At 69.3% G+C, this 18,115-nt stretch carries 23 protein-coding genes; 14 read left to right on the top strand and 9 right to left on the bottom strand.

Annotation, left to right across the window (positions count from 1 at the left end; all coding sequences use genetic code 11):
- Positions 1-4: 4 nt before the first annotated feature.
- Entirely contained in the window at positions 5-1,009 is a 1,005-nt protein-coding gene (locus SK803_RS32420) for an Acg family FMN-binding oxidoreductase (RefSeq protein WP_319969959.1), read from the bottom strand.
- Positions 1,010-1,144: 135 nt separating this feature from the next.
- On the opposite strand from SK803_RS32420, the gene SK803_RS32425 reads away from it, so the two are divergent.
- Entirely contained in the window at positions 1,145-2,824 is a 1,680-nt protein-coding gene (locus SK803_RS32425; RefSeq protein ID WP_319969960.1) for a GAF domain-containing sensor histidine kinase, read from the top strand.
- Here the strand turns inward: SK803_RS32425 and SK803_RS32430 are convergent.
- From SK803_RS32430 to SK803_RS32440, 3 genes are all read right to left on the bottom strand, one after another.
- Positions 2,821-3,474 carry a response regulator transcription factor gene (locus SK803_RS32430; RefSeq protein WP_319969961.1) on the bottom strand — a complete coding sequence of 218 codons (654 nt, stop codon included), beginning with the start codon at positions 3,472-3,474 and terminating at the stop codon, positions 2,821-2,823. The genes SK803_RS32425 and SK803_RS32430 overlap by 4 nt on opposite strands.
- Positions 3,475-3,554: 80 nt before the next feature.
- A complete protein-coding gene (locus tag SK803_RS32435; RefSeq protein WP_319969962.1) occupies positions 3,555-3,782 on the bottom strand; it encodes an SHOCT domain-containing protein in 228 nt (75 codons plus the stop codon).
- Between the two features lie 10 nt (positions 3,783-3,792).
- Positions 3,793-4,062 (bottom strand): DUF1876 domain-containing protein, encoded by a 270-nt coding sequence (locus tag SK803_RS32440; RefSeq protein WP_319969963.1) that lies wholly within the window; start codon positions 4,060-4,062, stop codon positions 3,793-3,795.
- A gap of 128 nt (positions 4,063-4,190) precedes the next feature.
- Between SK803_RS32440 and SK803_RS32445 the strand changes: the two genes are divergently transcribed.
- The 4 genes from SK803_RS32445 (at position 4,191) to SK803_RS32460 (ending at position 6,340) form a co-directional block, all read left to right on the top strand.
- Positions 4,191-4,883, top strand: a complete 693-nt coding sequence (locus SK803_RS32445) for a hypothetical protein (protein WP_319969964.1) — start codon at positions 4,191-4,193, stop codon at positions 4,881-4,883.
- A 26-nt stretch (positions 4,884-4,909) separates the two neighbouring features.
- Positions 4,910-5,479, top strand: a complete 570-nt coding sequence (locus SK803_RS32450) for a CBS domain-containing protein (RefSeq protein WP_319969965.1) — start codon at positions 4,910-4,912, stop codon at positions 5,477-5,479.
- Positions 5,476-5,583, top strand: coding sequence for a universal stress protein (locus SK803_RS32455; RefSeq protein WP_319969966.1), 108 nt, complete (start codon positions 5,476-5,478; stop codon positions 5,581-5,583). Before SK803_RS32450 ends, SK803_RS32455 begins: the two co-directional genes overlap by 4 nt.
- A gap of 136 nt (positions 5,584-5,719) precedes the next feature.
- On the top strand, positions 5,720-6,340 hold the full coding sequence (locus tag SK803_RS32460) for a universal stress protein (protein ID WP_319969967.1): 621 nt from the start codon (positions 5,720-5,722) through the stop codon (positions 6,338-6,340).
- A 55-nt stretch (positions 6,341-6,395) separates the two neighbouring features.
- Here SK803_RS32460 and SK803_RS32465 read toward each other — a convergent pair whose 3' ends face one another.
- Positions 6,396-6,842 carry a universal stress protein gene (locus SK803_RS32465; protein WP_319969968.1) on the bottom strand — a complete coding sequence of 149 codons (447 nt, stop codon included), beginning with the start codon at positions 6,840-6,842 and terminating at the stop codon, positions 6,396-6,398.
- 146 nt (positions 6,843-6,988) lie between these two features.
- On the opposite strand from SK803_RS32465, the gene SK803_RS32470 reads away from it, so the two are divergent.
- The 8 genes from SK803_RS32470 (at position 6,989) to SK803_RS32505 (ending at position 14,012) form a co-directional block, all read left to right on the top strand.
- Entirely contained in the window at positions 6,989-7,183 is a 195-nt protein-coding gene (locus SK803_RS32470) for a DUF1918 domain-containing protein (RefSeq protein ID WP_319969969.1), read from the top strand.
- A gap of 165 nt (positions 7,184-7,348) precedes the next feature.
- Positions 7,349-7,846: a universal stress protein gene (locus SK803_RS32475; RefSeq protein WP_319969970.1), complete on the top strand. Its 498-nt coding sequence runs from the start codon at positions 7,349-7,351 to the stop codon at positions 7,844-7,846.
- The gene (locus tag SK803_RS32480; RefSeq protein ID WP_319969971.1) at positions 7,843-10,104 is read left to right on the top strand and encodes a heavy metal translocating P-type ATPase; all 2,262 of its coding nucleotides are present in this window, start codon (positions 7,843-7,845) and stop codon (positions 10,102-10,104) included. Before SK803_RS32475 ends, SK803_RS32480 begins: the two co-directional genes overlap by 4 nt.
- Before the next feature lie 184 nt (positions 10,105-10,288).
- Positions 10,289-10,669 (top strand): GNAT family N-acetyltransferase, encoded by a 381-nt coding sequence (locus SK803_RS32485; RefSeq protein ID WP_319969972.1) that lies wholly within the window; start codon positions 10,289-10,291, stop codon positions 10,667-10,669.
- Positions 10,670-10,857: 188 nt separating this feature from the next.
- Complete coding sequence (locus tag SK803_RS32490) at positions 10,858-12,261, top strand: MBL fold metallo-hydrolase (protein ID WP_319969984.1); 1,404 nt, start codon at positions 10,858-10,860, stop codon at positions 12,259-12,261.
- Positions 12,258-12,833 carry a rhodanese-like domain-containing protein gene (locus SK803_RS32495; RefSeq protein ID WP_319969973.1) on the top strand — a complete coding sequence of 192 codons (576 nt, stop codon included), beginning with the start codon at positions 12,258-12,260 and terminating at the stop codon, positions 12,831-12,833. The genes SK803_RS32490 and SK803_RS32495 overlap by 4 nt, the downstream gene beginning before the upstream one ends.
- Positions 12,834-12,838: 5 nt before the next feature.
- Positions 12,839-13,690 (top strand): sulfite exporter TauE/SafE family protein, encoded by an 852-nt coding sequence (locus tag SK803_RS32500; RefSeq protein ID WP_319969974.1) that lies wholly within the window; start codon positions 12,839-12,841, stop codon positions 13,688-13,690.
- 58 nt (positions 13,691-13,748) lie between these two features.
- Positions 13,749-14,012 (top strand): metal-sensitive transcriptional regulator, encoded by a 264-nt coding sequence (locus SK803_RS32505; protein WP_090072999.1) that lies wholly within the window; start codon positions 13,749-13,751, stop codon positions 14,010-14,012.
- Here SK803_RS32505 and SK803_RS32510 read toward each other — a convergent pair.
- The 3 genes from SK803_RS32510 to SK803_RS32520 form a co-directional block, all read right to left on the bottom strand.
- Complete coding sequence (locus tag SK803_RS32510; RefSeq protein ID WP_319969975.1) at positions 13,979-14,893, bottom strand: aminotransferase class V-fold PLP-dependent enzyme; 915 nt, start codon at positions 14,891-14,893, stop codon at positions 13,979-13,981. The genes SK803_RS32505 and SK803_RS32510 overlap by 34 nt on opposite strands.
- Positions 14,894-15,154: 261 nt before the next feature.
- Positions 15,155-15,706, bottom strand: coding sequence for a DoxX family membrane protein (locus SK803_RS32515; RefSeq protein WP_319969976.1), 552 nt, complete (start codon positions 15,704-15,706; stop codon positions 15,155-15,157).
- A 53-nt stretch (positions 15,707-15,759) separates the two neighbouring features.
- Positions 15,760-16,254, bottom strand: coding sequence for a flavodoxin domain-containing protein (locus SK803_RS32520; RefSeq protein ID WP_319969977.1), 495 nt, complete (start codon positions 16,252-16,254; stop codon positions 15,760-15,762).
- A gap of 123 nt (positions 16,255-16,377) precedes the next feature.
- Here SK803_RS32520 and SK803_RS32525 point away from each other — a divergent pair, with 123 nt between their 5' ends.
- On the top strand, positions 16,378-16,893 hold the full coding sequence (locus tag SK803_RS32525; protein ID WP_319969978.1) for a flavodoxin domain-containing protein: 516 nt from the start codon (positions 16,378-16,380) through the stop codon (positions 16,891-16,893).
- 44 nt (positions 16,894-16,937) lie between these two features.
- Here SK803_RS32525 and gap read toward each other — a convergent pair whose 3' ends face one another.
- Entirely contained in the window at positions 16,938-17,948 is a 1,011-nt protein-coding gene (gene gap / locus SK803_RS32530) for a type I glyceraldehyde-3-phosphate dehydrogenase (protein ID WP_319969979.1), read from the bottom strand.
- Between the last annotated feature and the right edge of the window lie 167 nt (positions 17,949-18,115).

Genomic DNA, 18,115 nt, shown 5'->3' on the forward strand with positions numbered 1-18,115 from the left:
CTGCTCAGCCGGTGGAGCTCATGGGTTCCATCAGCAGTTCGGCGACCGGTCGCCGCGGCGTCGCGGGGACCGGTGTGCTGAACCCGATGCGCAGCACCGTCTGGGGCACGAGCATGCCACCGAGTGCGCGGCGCAGTTCCTCGCGCACGGTGCGCACCTCCACCGGTTGGGACATGAACGACGCGGACAGGCCGAGCGTGGTCGCGGTCAGCAGCACCCGCTGCATCGCCTGGCCTGCCTGGATCTCGCCGAGCTGCCCGTCGTAGAAGGAGCACACGACCGCGACCAGGGGGTTGGACTCGTAGTCCTTTCCGGACGGGCGTTCATGGCCCTGTCCGGGGTCGAAGTCGCGGAACATCCACTCGTCCTGCGCTTCGGGGCGGAAACCGGCGGACGCAGGCGGTACGCCGTCCGCGGCGTCGGGCCGGTGCCCGGTGAAGGTCTTGAGTTCGGCCACGACAGCGGCATCCTCCTGCTGGATCCGGTGGGCGCGTCGCACGAAGTCCTTCATCCTGGCGACCTCCTCGCGCACGCCGACGATGTGCAGCCAGGAACGTTCCAGTTCGGCGGCACGCACCAGAGCGTGACGCTGCCGTGCGTCCACACCGGACTCGAAGAACGGCCGGCGGTTGGTCCGGCGTGCGGGCACGGCCTTGAGCAGCGCCCGCATCTCGTCGTCCTGGGTGATCACACCGCCGCGCCGGACTGTCGCCAGTGCGCCCGGCGCCACGTGGCCGGGCAGCAAGGTGACCAACGGCCGGACGCCGAACCCCTGCAAAGCCATGCGGAGGTTGAACAACGCGGCACCGCAGGACAGACGCAGTTCACGGTCGTCCGGATCGGTGGCCGGAAGCCTGCGATCGAGGTCGGGGTGCAGCTCGATGCGGTCGGGCCGCACTCGGAACCGCCACGGCTGGCTGTTGTGCACGGACGGCGCGAGCGACGCGGACCTCAGCACCGCTTCCACCTCGTCCGGTGCCAGCCCCAACGCCGCGATCATCTCGACCATCCCTCACTCCGTTGTCTGACTTGGTGAACCTGGATTCGCCACTGTCGCCCGTGCGCGACGAAGGTCCCACTGCCGAAGGGCTCTATCTGACCGGGACTGCTTCCCGGCGCAACCACCACGTGTCAGGCTCGATCCATGACAGGGCGAGCAGAGAACCAGACGCGCAGTCTGCTGGGCGGGTTGAGGCTCGACGACTTGCTCGACGAGATGCGCGAGCGGCTGTCCGAGATCGGTTCGACGCGCGACAAGATGCAGGGCCTGCTCGACGCCGTGATGGCGGTCGGTGCCGGCCTGGAGCTCGACTCGACCCTGCAACGCATCGTCCAGGCGGCCGTGGAGCTGGTAGGGGCTCGTTACGGGGCGCTGGGCGTGCTCGGCCAGCACGACAACCTCTCCCAGTTCGTCTACGTCGGGATCGACCCTGAGACGCGGTCGAAGATGGGGCACCTGCCAGAGGGCAAGGGCCTGCTCGGGCTGTTGATCAAGGAGCCGCGGGCGATCCGGCTGCACGACATCGCCGAGCACGCCGCCTCGGTCGGCTTCCCGCCCAACCACCCGCCGATGCACAGCTTCCTCGGTGTACCGGTGCGCGTGCGCCACGAGGTGTTCGGCAACCTCTACATGACCGAGAAGACAGGCGGCACCGACTTCACCCCGGACGACGAGGTGGTGTTGGCGGCGCTGGCGGCCGCTGCCGGTGTGGCGGTGGAGAACGCGCGGTTGTTCGAACGGTCCCGGTTGCGCGAGCGGTGGCTGGAGGCGAACGCCGAGATCAACTCGCTGCTCCTGGGTGGTGCCTCGGCCGACGAGGCGCTCCAGCTCATCGTTCACCGGGCTGTGGAGCTGGCGGGGGCCAGCAGCGTGGCCGTCCTGCTCTCCGGAACCCAGGATCAACGGCTGCGCGCCGCGGCTCGGGCAGGAGGGCCACTGGTCGAAGGCGCGATCGACCCCGAAGGGACCGTTCTCGCCGAGGTCCTGGAGTCAGGTGCGCCGATGCTGGTCGAGGACTTGGACGGGTTGTTCGGTTCGCAGGGAACCGGCCTGGGCGCCTGCGTTGTCGTGCCGATGCGCGCGGGCACGACCGTGATCGGCATGCTGGTGACCGTGCGGGAGAAGGGCGCGGCGTCGTTCGGGCACGACCTCATGCCGCTGCTCGCGTCGCTGGCCGACCAGGCGGTGGTGGCGCTGGAGTTCGCCGAGAACCAGAACGCCAGACGCCTGGTCGACGTGCTGGAGGACCGCGACCGCATCGCCCGCGACCTGCACGACCACGTGATTCAGCGCCTCTTCGCCACCGGGATGAGCCTGCAGGGAGCGTTGACCTGGGTGAACCACCCGGAGGCGAAGCGCAGGGTGCAGAAGGCCGTGAACCAGCTCGACCAGACCGTCCTGGAGATCCGCACGTCGATCTTCGACCTGCAGGCAGACTCAGGTGACACCGGGTTGCGGCGCAGGCTGCTCGACGTCGTCGCCGAGCTCACCGAAGGTGCAGCGGTGACGCCGGCGGTGCGGATGAGCGGCACGATCGACAACCTCGTGCCCGACTACATCGGGGCGCACGCAGAGGCAGTGGTCCGGGAGCTGACCAGCAACGCGCTACGGCACGCCCGCGCGACCGAACTGACGCTGACCGTCGAGGCGGGCGACACGCTGATCATCAGCATGGTGGACAACGGTGTCGGCATGCCGCCGCAGGTCGCCCGCAGCGGCCTGCGAAACCTGGAACAGCGCGCGACCGGCTACGGCGGGTCCTGCGCCATCGCGGACGAACCCGGCGGCGGCACGCGGGTGACCTGGCAGGTCCCGTTGGACTAGCCCTCGTCGGGAGGTGCGGCCTTGACGAGCTTCGAGGCGAGGACTGCGGCCTGGGTGCGGCGCTCCAGGCCGAGCTTGGCCAGCAGATGCGACACGTAGTTCTTCACCGTCTTCTCGGCGAGGTGCATCTTGTCCGCGATCTGGCGGTTCGTGAGGCCTTCGCCGATCAGGTCGAGCACCGTGCGCTCCTGCTCGGTGAGCATGCGCACCGGGTCGCCGTTCTCGCGTTCACGGCGGATCCGGTTCAACAGCGCCGACGTCGACCGGGCGTCCAGCAACGACTGTCCCGCGGCGACGGTCTTCACCGCGCTGGTGAGGTCGGCGCCGACGATCCGCTTGAGCACGAACCCGGAAGCGCCCGCCATGATCGCGTCGAACAGCGCCTCGTCGTCGGTGAACGACGTGAGCATCAGGCACTTGAGGTCGGGCAGCCGCGACATGAGCTCCCGGCACAGTTCGATGCCGTTGCCGTCGGGCAACCGGACGTCCAGCACGGCGACGTCAGGCGCCACCGCAGGCACCCTGGTGAGCGCCTCGGTGACCGAAGAGGCCTCGCCGACGACCTCCAGATCCTCCGAGGCGCTGAGCAGTTCCCTGATCCCGACGCGGACCACCTCGTGGTCGTCCACCAGGAAGACTCGCGCGACCACAGCTACCACCTCTCGCTCAACGACATCGAATTGAACGATCCCTCACCCGGATGGTCGCACACAGGGACCAAAGACTCTGATCAACGAGTGCGCAAGGTCTTGCGGACCCGGTCGAACTCGTCGGTGTCGATCTCGCCCCTGGCCAGCCGTTCTTCCAGGATGTGCAGCGCCGAGCCACTGTGGTGGTGGTCGGTGCGGCGCAGCATCGCCACACCGAGCGCGATCAGACCACCGAAGAACACCAGCATGAACAGCGCCATCATCACGAAGCCGCCCCAGCCCATCGGGGTGTCGTAGTACCAGTGCATCGTCTGCTCCTCAATCGCTCAGTGTCGCTGGTGCGCGGGTGACGCCCTCGATGTCGTCAGCGGCCGTCTCCAGCAGCTGATGCGCGAGGTCCGCCAGCGCGCGAGACGTGGCGAGCTCGTCACCGATCTCCGGCACGTCCCGGTCCGCGGGGTTGAGCCGGGCCAGGCCGACGCCGACCAGGTGTGTCCTGTCCGCGGTGTGCAGGCGGGCCTCCGCCCTGGTCCGCGACTCGTGCTCGTCGATCTGGATTTCGACCGACCACTTCTTGGCGGTGCTCATGGAACCTCCTCCTCGTTCGGGGCTCCAGCGTGGAACGCCGCTCGTGTCCGCTTGCAGAGTCGAACGACCCGCGCCGGGCGAGGCTGTCCGCCCTGTCGGAGTGGCACCGCCGGCAGGATCGTCGATGCATGCGCTGGAGTGCCGCCGAAGCGGCGGAGATCGTGGAAGCAGCCAGGAAGGCGCCCGTGTACAGCACGGGTAAGCCCTGGGTGCTGGAACTGCACAACCGGTCGGTCTACCTCTACGAGGTCGCACACAGGTCGCTGCACGACCCGCTCGGGATGGATCGACTGCTGACCTGCGGTGCCGCCCTGGAGCACATCGTGCTCGCGGTCCGTGCCGCCGGCTGGCACGCCAAGGTCGTGTTCCCCGCCGACCACTCGAACCCGGACCTGATCGCGATCGTTCGGGCGGACCAACGGCAACCGCCGGACGCGGAGGAGTTGAACCAGCACCGCGCAATGCTGCTGCCAGAGGGCACGGCGGACGGTGAGGCCCGCGACCTCGTGTCCGCCAACCACTGGGCAGGAACCGAACTCCACCCCGTCGACGCCGACACGATCGTCGTGGTCACGGTCGGCGACGGCCGGCCCGACCACCTGCGAGGTGGGGCCGCGTTGCAGGCGGCCGTGCTCGCGGCGCGGTCGGCGGGCCTCCGGGTTCGTCCTGTGATCCACCTGATGCACCGGCAGGAGTGGCGGGCCGGACTGATCGAACGCCACGGGCTTGCGGGCTTCCCTCAGGCGCTGCTGCTCGTGGGCACCAAGGACCCGGATGGTGCGGGACCAACGGCCGCGTCCACCGGCGCGAGCCGTTCCTAGCGTGGGAACCGGAAGGGAGAAGCGCCATGCGTGCTCGCGAGTTCATGACCAGTCCGGCCATCACGGTGACACCGGAGGTGCCCGTGCGCGGCGCCGCAGCGCTGCTCGTGTCGCACGGGTTCACCGCGTTGCCGGTGGTCGACGACGACAAGCGGCTTGTCGGCATCGTCACCGAGGCGGACCTCCTGCGCAACGGCTACGTCGACGAGGCGAGCGGCAAGACCGTGGGCGAGGTGATGACTTCTCCCGCGGTCGCGATGGACGCGGACGCACAGGGGAGCGTGATCGCCCGCGTCTTGGTGGACGACCACATCCGTTGCCTGCCGATCGTCGACGGCTCCCAGGTTGTCGGCGTCGTCACCCGGCGCGATCTCGTGCGCGTCCTCGCCCGCACGGATACGACCGTGGCGGCCGAAGCTCAACGCGTACTCGACATGTACGGCGGTGGTCACAAGTGGACGGTCGTCGTCCGGGACGGTGAAGCCGTTGTCGGCGCGGAGAACGCCGATGAGGAGGCCCAACGCGTGCTAACGGCGCTGGCCGCTTCAGTGGTCGGAGTGTTGCGTGTCCGCGTTCTGACTGGAGGAGAACGATGAAGGGACCCGTTGCCCCGGTCGTGGTCGGTGTCGACGGCTCGTCGTCGGCCCTGGCCGCGGTGAAGTGGGCCGCCGACGAATGCGCCCGCCACCACGCCCGCTGAGGCTGGTACACGGATACTCCTCACCTGTCAGGGGGTATCTGGAGATCATCATGACGGGCAACGAGATCCGGCAGGTCATCGAGGCCAAGCGCACGGGTGGCTGACCGAAGCGGGCGCCGCGGCGACTGACGTCGAGGTGACCACCGAGGTCTCCAACGACAACGGGACGCATCTGCTGATCGAGGAGTCGCGCGACGCCCGGCTGATGGTTCTGGGCTCGCAGGGCCTCGGCAACGTCACCGGCCTGCTGGTCGGCTCGACCGCGATCGCTCTGGCCGCACACGGCAAGTGCCCGACGGTTGTCATCCGGGGCACGTCCGTACCCGGCGGTCCAGTCGTGGTGGGTGTGGACGGTTCACCGACGAGCGAAGCCGCGCTGGCGTTCGCCTTCGAGGGCGCCTCGATGCGCGGCTGTTCGTTGACCGCGGTCATGTGCTGGCAGGACTTCATGGTGGAGAGCGCCTACAGCGCCACGAAGTTCACCGTGGACTGGGGCCAGGTCGAGGGAGAGGAACAGCGGCTGCTGGCGCAACGCCTGGCCGGGTGGCAGGAGAAGTACCCGGACGTCCAGGTGCACCGCGTGGTGCTGCGGGACCGTCCGGTGCGCGCTCTCATGCGGTACGGCGCGGAGGCGCAGCTCGTGGTGGTGGGCAGCCACGGGCACGGCGGGTTCGCCGGCATGTTGCTCGGGTCGACGAGTCAGGCACTCGTCCACCACGTGCCCTGCCCGCTGGCGATCGTCCGTCCCGCCGAATGAGAGGAACACCGAGGCGGCCTCCCCGAAACGGGGGAGGCCGCCTCGTCGGTCTCTGTTACTTCACGGCGTGCGGCGGAATGACCACCACCGGGCATTCCGCGTGGCGCAGACACTTCGCGGCGACGCTGCCGAGTACGGCGCCCACGACCGGTCCGTGCCCACGCGTGCCGATCACGAGCAGTTCGGCGTGCCGGGTGGCTTCGACGAGGTGGTCTGCGGCGTCGCCCACCTCGACGACTTCGGTGACGTCCGGAGCGTTGGGCAACGCCGCGCGTGCCAGCTGTACGTTGGCGTGCAGTTCTTGTGCAGGATGCCGTTGTGGCCTCTCGCCGTAGGGGTGCAGGCCCATTGAGGTCGCGGGCACGAACACGGGCTCGTGGTAGTAGGCCAGCACCGCCTCCACCCTGGCACCGCGGCGCGTGGACTCCTCCAGCGCCCACTGCAGCGCGGCAGTCGACTGCGCGGAACCGTCCACGCCAACCACGATCACAGGTGTCCTCATCTTCTACTCCCATCGCTCATCACGAGCGTGGCTGTCGGCTGCATCGGTCGGCAGGGACCAACGTCATGACAAGGGCGAGCCCATCCGCACTGCTGAGGCCCTCGTGGGAGGCGAACCCTCGAAGAGACTCGAGCGGGAGGTGGGCCATGAAGGCGAAAGCGGGTGACTGGCTGGTCGTCGAAGGACCGGAGACCGACCACCGCGGTCGGCGAGGGCTCATCCTCTCCGTGAGGCACGAGGACGGCACACCGCCGTACCTGGTGAGATGGCTGGACTCCGAGCACGAGGCCCTGGTGTTCCCCGGACCGGACGCTCATGTGGTCGCCGCTGAGGCCGGCTGAACCGTGGACACCGCGGTCGCGAGCTGGGCTGATCGCGCTCGCCGCGTGGATGGCGTCCCTGGTGGCCGCAGTGGCACTCGGCATGGCCTGGCAGGACGAAAGTCCTGAGGCCCACAGGACCCCGGCCACTCACCGGTGATCACACCGGGCGGGAGGCTGAACTGCATGAGCGAGAACGAATCCCGGCCCGTAGTGGTCGGCGTGGACGGATCAGCCGCCGCGCGGGCGGCGTTGGAATGGGCCGTGGAGGACGCTCGGCGGCGTGGATGCCGGGTCGACGCCGTCTCCGCCTGGCACCCGGACTCCGGGTTCATCATCGGCGCGGTGCCGGCCGAGGTGGTCATGGGGATGTCGCCGGAGGCCATGCGCGCCGCGGCCCAGGCCGGGCTGGATCACGCGGTGGAGGGCTTCGAAGGCGTCGAGATCCGCCGGATCCTGGTCGAAAGTGACCCGAGGAGCGCGCTGGTCGAAGCATCCAAGGACGCCGAACTGCTCGTGGTCGGCAACCGCGGCCGTGGAGTGATCGCCGAGGCGATCCTGGGTTCGGTCAGCTCCTACTGCGTGCACCACGCCTTGTGCCCGGTGGTGATCATCCGCGAACCCAAGGCCGAGCAGCCCACCGTCGACGACGCTGCGCCGCTGACGCCTGGGCCGTTGCTGTGAGAGCGCGCATCGGCCACCTGTTCGTCACCGCGGTGGTGCTCACCACCATCGCGGGAGGGCTGGTGTGGCTCCAGGATCCATCGACTGCGCGGATCTGGTGGGCCGTCGCGACCGCGGCGGCCGTCATTCCCGCGGTGTGGTGGGTCATCGAGGACCTGCGCGCGAAGCGGTTCGGTGCGGATGTGCTGGCGGTGCTCGCCCTCGTCGGCACGCTCGTCGTCGGCGAGTACCTCGCGGGTGCCGTGGTAGCGGTGATGGTCGGGACTGGGCACGCACTGGACGACTACGCGCGGCGCCGGGCTCGGCGGGACCTGAGCGCGTTGCTGGAGCGAGCACCGCGCCGGACACAGTTGCGGGAGGCAGGCGGACTCCGCTCAGTTGACGTGGACGCGGTGGCGCCCGGTGACCAGGTGGTGGTGCGCCCCGGCGAGGTCGTTCCCGTGGACGGAACCCTGCTCGGCGATGCCACGTTCGACGAGTCCGCGCTGACCGGCGAACCGGAACCGGTCACCCAGCTGCACGGGGAACGTGTGCGCAGCGGCGTTGTGGCGGTCGGGTCCGCGGTCGACGTGCGGGCGGCCGCCACGGCACAGGAGAGCACTTACGCGGGCGTGGTGCGGCTGGCCGAGGAGGCGGCGGCCATGAGCGCGCCCGTCGTGCGCGTCGCTGACCGGATCGCCGTGGTCTTTCTGCCGATCGCAGTGCTGGTGGCCGGTCTGGCGGCTGTGCTGAGCGGCGACCTGACACGTGCGGTGGCGGTGTTGGTGACCGCGACCCCATGCCCGCTCCTCCTCGCCGTGCCGGTGGCGATCACCGCGGGCATGTCCCGGGCTTCTCGCGTTGGAGTCGTGCTCCGTGACGGCCAAGCGCTGGAAGCGTTGGGCAGTGCGCGGATCGCGGTGCTCGACAAGACCGGCACCGTGACGGTCGGACGGCCCGTGGTGGTGGACGTCGTGCCCGCGCCCGGGTGGACCGCGGCGGGCGTGCTCGGTCTCGCCGCCTCGGTCGAGCAGCTCTCGACACATGCGCTGGCATCTGCCGTTGTGGAGGCTGCCAGGACCGCCGGACTGCGGGTGGAGCCGGCGGAGGACGTGCACGAGCGCCCCGGCCACGGGGTCACCGGACGTGTCGGGCCGTCGGTCGTCTTCGTCGGCGCTCGGGACGAGGAACCTGGCCTGGATTGGGAACGCGCGGTGGCTGGAAGGGCGCGGTTGGACGCGGCGACGCCGGTGTGGGTGAAGGCCGACGACGAGTTCGTCGGCGCACTGCTGCTCCGCGATCCCCTTCGCAGGGAGGCGGGCAGGACCGTGCGGCGGCTGCGTGCGGCCGGCCTGCGTCGCATCGTCATGTTGACGGGAGACCGTCCGGCGGTCGCCCAGGACGTCGCCGGGATGCTCGGGCTCGACGACGTGGTCGCTCGTTGCGCCCCCGAGGACAAGGTCGCGCGGGTCCGGGAGGAACGGTCCGGCGGCATCACCATCATGGTCGGTGACGGCATCAACGACGCTCCTGCGCTCGCCGCCGCCGACGTCGGGGTCGCGCTGGGGAACCGCGGCAGTGCCGCGGCCGCCCAAGCCGCGGATGCGGTCATCCTGGACGACCGCATCGACCGGCTCGCCGATGCCGTCGAAATCGCCGCACACGCCAAGCGAATCGCCGTGCAGAGCGCGGCGGCCGGTATGGGGCTGGCGCTCGTGGCGATGGGCTTCGCCGCCTTCGGGCTCCTGCCCGCCGTTGGCGGTGCGCTGGTCCAGGAGGCGATCGACGTCGCGGTGATCCTCTACTCGCTGCGTGCTCTTCTTCCACCGCGGCACAGAGAGATGCGGCCAGGAACTACTGGATTGCTGACCAGGTTCGATGCCGAACACGCCGCGTTGCAGGACGTGCGCGACGCGGTGCGCATGGCTGCGGACGGACTCCACGCGGGCATGACAACGGACGCGGCGGAAGCAGTGCGCTACGCCCACCGGCTGGTGATCGAGCGTCTGCTGCCCCATGAACGCGCTGAGGAGCACGAGCTGTACCCGGCGTTGACGGCGGAGTTCGGCGACGAGCACGCCACCGTGCCGATGAGCCGCGGCCACGCCGAGATCGAACGGCTGGTGCGCCGGCTCGGGCGGCACCTCGACGAACCCGGCGGGATGACCGCGGACCAGGTCGACGACCTGCGCGCCACCCTCTACGGCCTGGATGCCGTGCTCCGCCTGCACTTCGCGCAGGAGGAAGAAAGCTACTTCGTGCTCGCGGAACCCCGCTGAGGAAGGATCGACATGGACCGCCAACTCGTACCGGTGCGGGCAGTTCTGACCGACGGCTCGGTCGTCGAGGATGCGTGAGCTGGAACCGGGCGACGTCACGGCGTTGCTGGACCTGCACCGTTCGCTGCCGATCGAGGACCAGTACCTGAGGCACGTCGTGCTCGACGCGTTGTGAGAGGGCCGATTGCTCGGGGCGGCCGGCTACGTGGTGCTCGACAACCCTGCGTGCGCTGAAATCGCGCTGGTCGTGTCGCACGCCGAGCAGGCGCACGGAGTCGGCACGTTGCTGCTCGAACACCTCGCCTCGTCGGCACGCGGCCGGGGCGTGCGGCGCTTCACGGCCGACCGCGTCGACCTCGGCCTGGAGCTCTGCGGACTACTCGGCGCGGTCGCCGAACGCGAAGCGGAAGCGGACGTGTCGAGCCTGGCCCACGTTCCGCGCAGGTGCGTTTCGCCCCTTCCAGAGCCGCTTCGGTCACCGCTGCCTGGTGGTGGACGCCAGGATCGGCGTCACCCCAGCACGGCCGGCCGACCCGTTCCTGGGACGACTGGGAGGAGTCGGTGAACGGGCACAGCAGGTGTGATACCAGGCCGGAGAAGCACTTCCGGGCGATGTTCCGCTTGGTCCGGCATGCGTGTGGCATATACCCCCGGGGGTAGTTGCGGACGTGTAGCCGCGAGGCGTACGGTGAAGGAAGATACCCCCGGGGGTACCTTGTCGGGGTTCCCGGCGAATCTCAGGCCGTGCGAGTGATGGGAATGATCATGTCGTTGATAGTCGAGGTCGTGGCGACCTCGTCTCTTGGTGACCGCAGCTACCTGGCACACGACAGCCGTGTGGCGGTCGTGGTGGACCCGCAGCGGGACGTCGATCGCGTCGTGGAGCTGGCAGGCCGGCTCGGCGTGAAGATCACGCATGTCGTGGAAACGCATCTGCACAACGACTACGTGTCCGGTGGGCTCGCGCTGGCCAAACTGACCGGTGCGGTGTACGCCGTCGCCGCGGCGGATGACGTCGCGTTCGAGAGGTTGCCGGCGCGCGACGGGGACGAGATCGTGCTGTCCGAACGCATGCGGCTGACCGTGCTGGCCACACCAGGCCACACGTTCCACCACGTGTCCTACGTCCTGCATGGTTCAGATGGACCGGCTGGTGTGTTCACCGGCGGGTCGCTGTTGTTCGGCACGACCGGTCGCACGGACCTGCTGGGCAAGCAGCACGCGGATGTCCTTGCGCACCATCAGCATTCCTCTGTGCGCCGGTTGGCCGACCTGCTTCCGGATGGCGCCGAGGTGTGGCCGACGCACGGGTTCGGCAGTTTCTGCTCGGCCACGCAGTCCGACGCGCCGTCGTCCACGATCGGCAGGGAGAAGGCCGCGAACTCGGCATTGCGGCTGGAGGCGGACGACTTCGTCGCTCAGATGCTCGCCGGGCTGGACGCCTATCCCGCGTACTACGCGCACATGGGCGTGCGCAATGCGCAGGGCGCTGAGCTGATCGACCTGACGCCCGCGCGGATCGCCGATCCCGCCGAGCTGCGGAGCCGGATCGAGTCTCAGGAGTGGGTGGTGGACCTGCGCTCACGCAAGGCTTTCGCTCATCAGCACCTGGTCGGCACGCTGAGCTTCGGGCTGGACGGGCCGATGTCCACCTGGCTGGGCTGGATGGCGCCGTGGGGTGCGCCGATCACGTTGCTCGGTGAATCGGCGGAGCAGGTGGCGCAGGCACAGCGGGAGTTGGCGCGGATCGGCATCGACCGTCCCGCGGCCGCCGCGACCGGCACACCGGAACAGTGGGCTGACAAGGAGGACCGCTTGGGTGAGTTGGCCGTGGCCACGTTCGTGGATCTGGCCGCCGCACGGGCCGGGCGTCCGCCGCACGGGCTGCCGCCGGCGGACGTGGTGCTGGACGTTCGGCTGGTCGGTGAGTGGCGGCAGGGTCACCTCGACGGTGCTGTGCACGTCCCGTTGCCCGAGTTGCCGCAACGAGTGGCGGATGTGCCCGGCGGTGTCGTGTGGGTGCACTGCCAGTCCGGCTATCGGGCCTCCATCGCCGCGAGCGTGCTGGCCGCGGCGGGTCGTCAGGTCGTACACCTGGACGACGGGTTCGGCACCGTGCGCGATGCCGGCCTCGACGTGGTGGAGGACCCGGCGTGAGCGCCCCGGTCAAACTCGATGTCGCGCAGCTCCGGCGGCAGGTGGAGTCCGGTGCCGGTCCGCGCTTGATCGACGTGCGCACGCCCGGCGAGTTCGAGACCGCGCACATTCCCGGTTCCTACAACGTGCCGTTGGACCTGCTGCGGGAACACCGCGACGAGCTGCGCGCGCACCTGGACGAGCAGGTGGTGCTGATCTGCCGGACCGGCAGGCGGGCGGTGGAGGCCGAGCAGGCACTGGCGGCCGCCGGACTGCCCAACCTCCGGCTGCTCGGCGGCGGCATCGTCGCGTGGCAGGCGGCCGGCGGCGAGGTGCGGCACGGCGAACCGCGCTGGGACCTGGAACGTCAGGTCCGGCTGGTGGCCGGCGCGATCGTGCTGACTGCGGTCCTCGTGGGTGTGCTGGTGCCGCCGGTTACCTGGCTCGCGGGTCTGGTCGGCGCTGGCTTGGTGGTCGCATCGCTGACCAACACGTGCGTCATGGGCATGTTGCTGGCCAAGCTGCCGTACAACCGCGGCCCGCGCACGACCTTCACGGCCGTGGTCGCCGCGCTGAGCGATCGGAGCGGGTGAGCGGGATGCTGGTGCTCACGCTGCTCGCCGCGGTGATCGTGGGACTCGCGCTGGGTGTGCTCGGTGGTGGCGGGTCGATCCTGACCGTGCCGATCCTGGTCTACGTCGCCGGGCAGGAACCCAAGCAGGCGATCGCGATGTCGTTGTTCGTCGTGGGTGTGACCAGCGCTGTGGGTGCCATGTCGCACGCACGGGCTGGACGAGTGCGTTGGCGCACTGGGCTGGTGTTCGGCGCGGCGGGCATGGCCGGTGCGTATGGCGGTGGCCGGCTCGCGGAGCTGATCCCCGGCACCTGGCTGTTGGTGGGCTTCGCGGTGATGATGATCGCGACCGCGGCGGCGATGATCCGCGGTCGCCGCGACGGTGCCCCGGTGAAGCCGCACGGGGAACTGCCGGTCGGACGGGTGGTCGCCGAAGGCCTCGCGGTCGGTGCGGTCACCGGCCTCGTCGGCGCCGGTGGCGGCTTCCTCGTGGTGCCCGCGCTGGCGTTGCTGGGCGGACTGCCCATGGCGATCGCCGTGGGCACGTCCCTGGTGGTCATCGCGATGAAGTCCTTCGCCGGGCTTGCGGGCTATCTGGCGACCGTCCACATCGACTGGAAGCTCGCCGTGATGGTCACCGTCGCCGCGGTGATCGGCAGCCTGGTCGGCGGCAGGTTGACCGGACTGATCCCGGAGACGTTGCTGCGCACAGGTTTCGGCTGGTTCGTGCTCGTGATGGGCGGCTTCGTCCTCGCCCAGCAGCTGCCGGGGGCGGCCTGGATCGTCGCGGCTCTGCTCGCCGCCACCGGTGCGGGCGGCGCATGGCTCGTTCTTCGCAGGCGTCGCAAGGTCACGGCGGGTGGCGGCCCTGAGTGACGCACCGGTTGGAACTCCTGCACTCAGGTACCCTGGGGGGTACTGAAGGAGGTAACGGGTGGAGCTCAACGAAGACGTCCTCGCGGACGTGGTCAAGCGGCTGCGACGAGTCCAGGGCCAGGTTGGCGGACTCGTGCAGATGATCGAGTCCGGGCGTGACTGCAAGGACGTGATCACGCAGCTGGCGGCCGCTTCCCGTGCGCTGGACCGGGCCGGTTTCAAGCTGATCGCCAGCGGCCTGGAGCAGTGCATCTCCGACGGCTCCGAGCAGTCGGTGGCCGACCGGGCTCAGCTGGAGAAGCTCTTCCTGGCGCTGGCCTGATCGAGCAGGCACACCGGCGGCAGGACGAACCAGCGCAGCGCCTCGAAGTCCTCTGGCAGTCCGGTGGGTCCGTCGTCGATCAGATCTGCGCGAGCGGCGAGCAGGTGCAGGGCGTCGTTCAGTTGTGTGGCCAGTACCGCTTCGCCTGCGTGGGATGGGAAGGCGGAAAAGTCCGTGGTCGCGGCAGAGCGCAGATCCGGCAGCCCCAATGGGATGGCCGCTGTGGAGCGGTGTGTCCACAGTCCGGTGTGCGGGTCGAAGACGTAGTCGGGCAACAGGCGGTGGCCGTACCGGGCGATCAGTCGTACGGCCTCGACCAGGTAGTCGCGAACAGCGTCGGTGATGAAGTAGTTGAAGTTCAGTCGCACCCAGCCTGGTTTGATGCCGCTGCAGCCGACCGCGACCTCGTGGTCGTAGCCGTTCGAGTGCTCGGTGTCGATGGCGAGCAGACGGTGTCCGTACGGTCCGGCGCACGAGCACCCTCCGCGAGACTGGACACCGAAGAGGTCGTTGAGCACCGCGACGACGAAGTCGTGGTGCAGGAACCGCTCACCGGACCGGATGCGGAACGACACGATCGACAACCTGGCGGCGCGGTGGTTGCCGAGGATCTCGATCCCGGGTTCTTCCTCCCACCTGGCGAGGGCGTGTCGCCAAAGGCTCTCTTCCCGGGACTGGATGATCCGGGTGCCCACGGCGTCCTTGAGCGCGAACACCAGACCGGCCCTGATGGACTCGACGATGGCGGGTGTGCCGCCTTCCTCGCGGGCGACCGGGTCGTCGAGGTAGCGGTGGCCGTTCGGGCGGACGAAAGCCACCGTGCCACCGCCCGGCACGGTCGGCACCGCGTTGGTGACCAGCTCCCGGCGGACCACGAGCACGCCGGGGTCTGCGGGCCACCGACGAACTTGTGCGGTGAGAGGAAAACAGCGTCCTTGTGGTCGCCGCGGCCTGGTGTGCTCTCCCGCACGCGGATGGTGCTCGGCTCGACGAACCAGGCACTCGTGCGGCACGCGCCGTGCCCCGTGCCCCGTGCTCCTGGTCCGGCCAGGGCTCGCCGAACAGATGGATCGCGTCCAGACCGCCGGCTAGGCAAAGGGAAATGGGGCGCCGCGGATGCGGCGCCCCATTTCGAGTCGTCGTCACTTCAGCCAGGGGTTCGACCGGACGAGCGGCAGGCCGGACCACCAGTGGGCCAGGCTCCAGACGGCGCCGCTCGCGGTGGCCGCGACGACGATCAGCACCAGCGCGTAGACGATGTGGTAGTCGATGAGCGGGTTGGTTGACCTCGTCGCCTCACCGAGCGAGTTGTGCTGGGCCGGCGGCCACTCCGCCGCCCACATGAGCAGCATCATGAGCGCGCCGGCGATCGCCGCGATGCGCAGGCCGATTCCGAGCACCAGCGCAACGCCGATCGCGAGCAGTCCCAGCATGAACAGTGTGTCGGCCCACCACGCACCGGCCCAGGCACGGAACGTCGACTCGAACGGGCCTACGTGCACGTTGCCGAGGAAGCCCTTGGTGGGCGACCCTCCGGAGAACCACGCGTTCTTCTCCGGCGTCGCGTAGCCGAGGCCGAAAGCCTTGTCGAAGAACGCCCACAGGAACAACAGTCCGGTCGCGATGCGCAGCACCGCGAGCGACATCGCGCCCGCGTCCGCGCGGGTCCTGACGGGAACTTGAACTGCGGACATCGTTACCTCCCAATTGGTTTGGCTTCGCTGGTCAGATTCGGAAACGAGTGGCCTCAGCGCGCGGCGACGAGCTGTTCGGCGATGTGGTTCGCCCAGAGCTCGATCGCGTCCCAGTCGCGGTAGTCGCCCGCCATGCTGCCTTGCGCCATCCTCTTGGCGAAGAAGCCGACAGCGGTCTGCGGGGTGAGCCTTCCGCCGAAGGTGGTCGGCTGGTCGGCGCCGATGCGGGTGGCCAGCTCGCGCACCTTGCGCGGCGCTTTCTGCGCGGACAGGTCGGCGCCGAGCGGACCGCTGTGGAACAGCCACACCGGCTTCCTGGCGAGTGCGGGGGCATTGCGCTGCAGGAACCTCACCGCCTCCGGACGCCACCGCGCGGCGTAGAGCGCACTGCCCAGCACGACCGCCTTGTACGGCTCGACCGAGCTGACTTCCGCGGCGTCCAGCGCGGTCGCTTCGTGCGAGGCCGAGCGGATCCGTGCCGCGATCGCCTCGGCGATCTCCTTGGTGGCACCCATCTTGGTCGCGTATGCGACGAGAATTTCAGCCATACCAACACTTTCGCCCTGTCGATCCAGCTTGGACAGGGACCTTTTGCTCACCTGAGCCGGGACGCTGGCTACTGAAGTCGCTCTTCAGAACAGGCGATCCTGGAGGTGGCAGAGGAGGCAGTGATGAGAGTTCTGGTGGCCTTCGCGAGTGCCGCTGGCTCAACGGCGGGCATCGCCGAGTGGATCGCAGGCGCATTGCTGGCGCGCGGACACGACGTCGTGCTGCGCTCGGTCGAGGAGATCACCGGCGTGGCGGGTTACGACGCGTTTGTGATCGGCAGCGCGGTGCACGACCAGGCCTGGTTGCCGGCGGCTGCCGACTTCCTCACCGAGAACCGCGGCGGCCTGCGCGGCAAGCCGGTGTGGCTGTTCAGCGTCGGGTTGCCCGACGCGCTGCGCGGCCCGTTCCGCAGGTGGGCGATGCTGGAGGAGACGGACATCCTCGCGGACCTGATCGAGGACGTCACCCCGGTGGAACACCGCCTGTTCACCGGCGTGATCACCGCGGCCACGTTCGGAAAGTTCGGCGCGCTGCTGTTCCGCGCCATGGGCGGCAGGTTCGGCGACTTCCGCGACTGGGACGCGATCGAGAACTGGAGCGCGTCCATGGCCGCCGCGCTCGCTGAGCAGAAGTCGTGAGCGGTTTCCGTTGCCCGAGCGACGGAAACCACACACGACCGGACTCACGGCAAGGTGCGGGCGATGCGGTCCGCGAGGTCCACCGTGCGGTTGGCGTAGCCCCATTCGTTGTCGTACCAACCCATCACCTTCACCACGTGACCTTGTGCCTTGGTGAGCGACGCGTCGAACACGCATGACGCGGGATCGCCGATGATGTCCCGCGACACGACGGGATCGGTGGTGTAACGCAAGATGCCCTTGAGGTGCCGGGCCGCCGCCTCTGCGAACGCTCGGTTCACCTGGCCCGCAGTGGCCGGTTCGGAGAGCCGGACCGTCAGGTCGGTGAGCGAGCCGTCCTCGACCGGCACCCGCACCGCCAGCCCGTCGAGCTTTCCTTCGAGCGACGGGATGACCTGCCCGATGGCACGGGCCGCTCCGGTGGACGTCGGGATGATGTTCACGGCTGCGGAGCGTGCCCGCCGCAGGTCCTTGTGCGGCCGGTCCAGCAACGCCTGGTCGCCCGTGTAGCTGTGGATCGTGGTCATCAAGCCTTCGACGATGCCGAACGCTTCGTCGAGCACGGCCGCCATCGGGGCGGCGCAGTTGGTGGTGCAGGACGCGTTCGAGATGATGTGGTGGGAGCCCGGCTCGTAGACGTCGTCGTTGACTCCCAGCACGATGGTGGCGTCGACGTCCTTGCCCGGCGCGGTGATCAGGACCTTCCGCGCGCCGCGTTCGATGTGGACACCGGCTGTCTCCCTGGTGCGGAACCGGCCCGTGGCCTCGATGACGATGTCGACGCCGAGCAGCCCCCAGTTGAGGCCTTTCGGGTCGGCCTCGCTGGTCACCAGGATGCTGTGGTCGTCCACCGTGATGGTGTTGCCCTCGGTGGAGACGTGCCTGCGCCACGGCCCGTAGGTCGAGTCGTAGGCGAGCAGGTGTGCCAGGGTCTCCGGCGTGGTGATGTCGTTGACGGCGACGATCTCGATCGCCGTGTCGTTGCGGTCGATGGCGGCGCGCAGCACGTCCCGCCCGATGCGACCGAATCCGTTGATGGCTGCGCGAACCGGCATGATGGTCTCCTGTTGTCACGTGCGGCGCTGTGCGCGTTCAGTGGGCGCGGCGCAGCAGCAGCCGGCGTTCGGCTGAGCCGATCGCGGCCCTGGCCGCGGGAACGGCGTCGACGTTCACCGAGATGGAGGTGATGCCGAACTCCACGAGCTTCTCGGCGAACTCGGGT

The sequence above is a fragment of the Lentzea miocenica genome, assembly GCF_033949945.1.
GTDB classification, from domain to species: Bacteria; Actinomycetota; Actinomycetes; order Mycobacteriales; family Pseudonocardiaceae; genus Lentzea; species Lentzea miocenica.

Bases quoted from the DNA above. Each gene is read 5' to 3' on its own strand.
- SK803_RS32420 (WP_319969959.1), bottom strand. From the start codon at position 1,009: ATGGTCGAGATGATCGCGGCGTTGGGGCTGGCACCGGACGAGGTGGAA.
- SK803_RS32425 (WP_319969960.1), top strand. From the start codon at position 1,145: ATGACAGGGCGAGCAGAGAACCAGACGCGCAGTCTGCTGGGCGGGTTG.
- SK803_RS32435 (WP_319969962.1), bottom strand. From the start codon at position 3,782: ATGCACTGGTACTACGACACCCCGATGGGCTGGGGCGGCTTCGTGATG.
- SK803_RS32440 (WP_319969963.1), bottom strand. From the start codon at position 4,062: ATGAGCACCGCCAAGAAGTGGTCGGTCGAAATCCAGATCGACGAGCAC.
- SK803_RS32445 (WP_319969964.1), top strand. From the start codon at position 4,191: ATGCGCTGGAGTGCCGCCGAAGCGGCGGAGATCGTGGAAGCAGCCAGG.
- SK803_RS32450 (WP_319969965.1), top strand. From the start codon at position 4,910: ATGCGTGCTCGCGAGTTCATGACCAGTCCGGCCATCACGGTGACACCG.
- SK803_RS32455 (WP_319969966.1), top strand. From the start codon at position 5,476: ATGAAGGGACCCGTTGCCCCGGTCGTGGTCGGTGTCGACGGCTCGTCG.
- SK803_RS32465 (WP_319969968.1), bottom strand. From the start codon at position 6,842: ATGAGGACACCTGTGATCGTGGTTGGCGTGGACGGTTCCGCGCAGTCG.
- SK803_RS32470 (WP_319969969.1), top strand. From the start codon at position 6,989: ATGAAGGCGAAAGCGGGTGACTGGCTGGTCGTCGAAGGACCGGAGACC.
- SK803_RS32475 (WP_319969970.1), top strand. From the start codon at position 7,349: ATGAGCGAGAACGAATCCCGGCCCGTAGTGGTCGGCGTGGACGGATCA.
- SK803_RS32490 (WP_319969984.1), top strand. From the start codon at position 10,858: ATGGGAATGATCATGTCGTTGATAGTCGAGGTCGTGGCGACCTCGTCT.
- SK803_RS32500 (WP_319969974.1), top strand. From the start codon at position 12,839: ATGCTGGTGCTCACGCTGCTCGCCGCGGTGATCGTGGGACTCGCGCTG.
- SK803_RS32515 (WP_319969976.1), bottom strand. From the start codon at position 15,706: ATGTCCGCAGTTCAAGTTCCCGTCAGGACCCGCGCGGACGCGGGCGCG.
- SK803_RS32520 (WP_319969977.1), bottom strand. From the start codon at position 16,254: ATGGCTGAAATTCTCGTCGCATACGCGACCAAGATGGGTGCCACCAAG.
- SK803_RS32525 (WP_319969978.1), top strand. From the start codon at position 16,378: ATGAGAGTTCTGGTGGCCTTCGCGAGTGCCGCTGGCTCAACGGCGGGC.
- gap (WP_319969979.1), bottom strand. From the start codon at position 17,948: ATGCCGGTTCGCGCAGCCATCAACGGATTCGGTCGCATCGGGCGGGAC.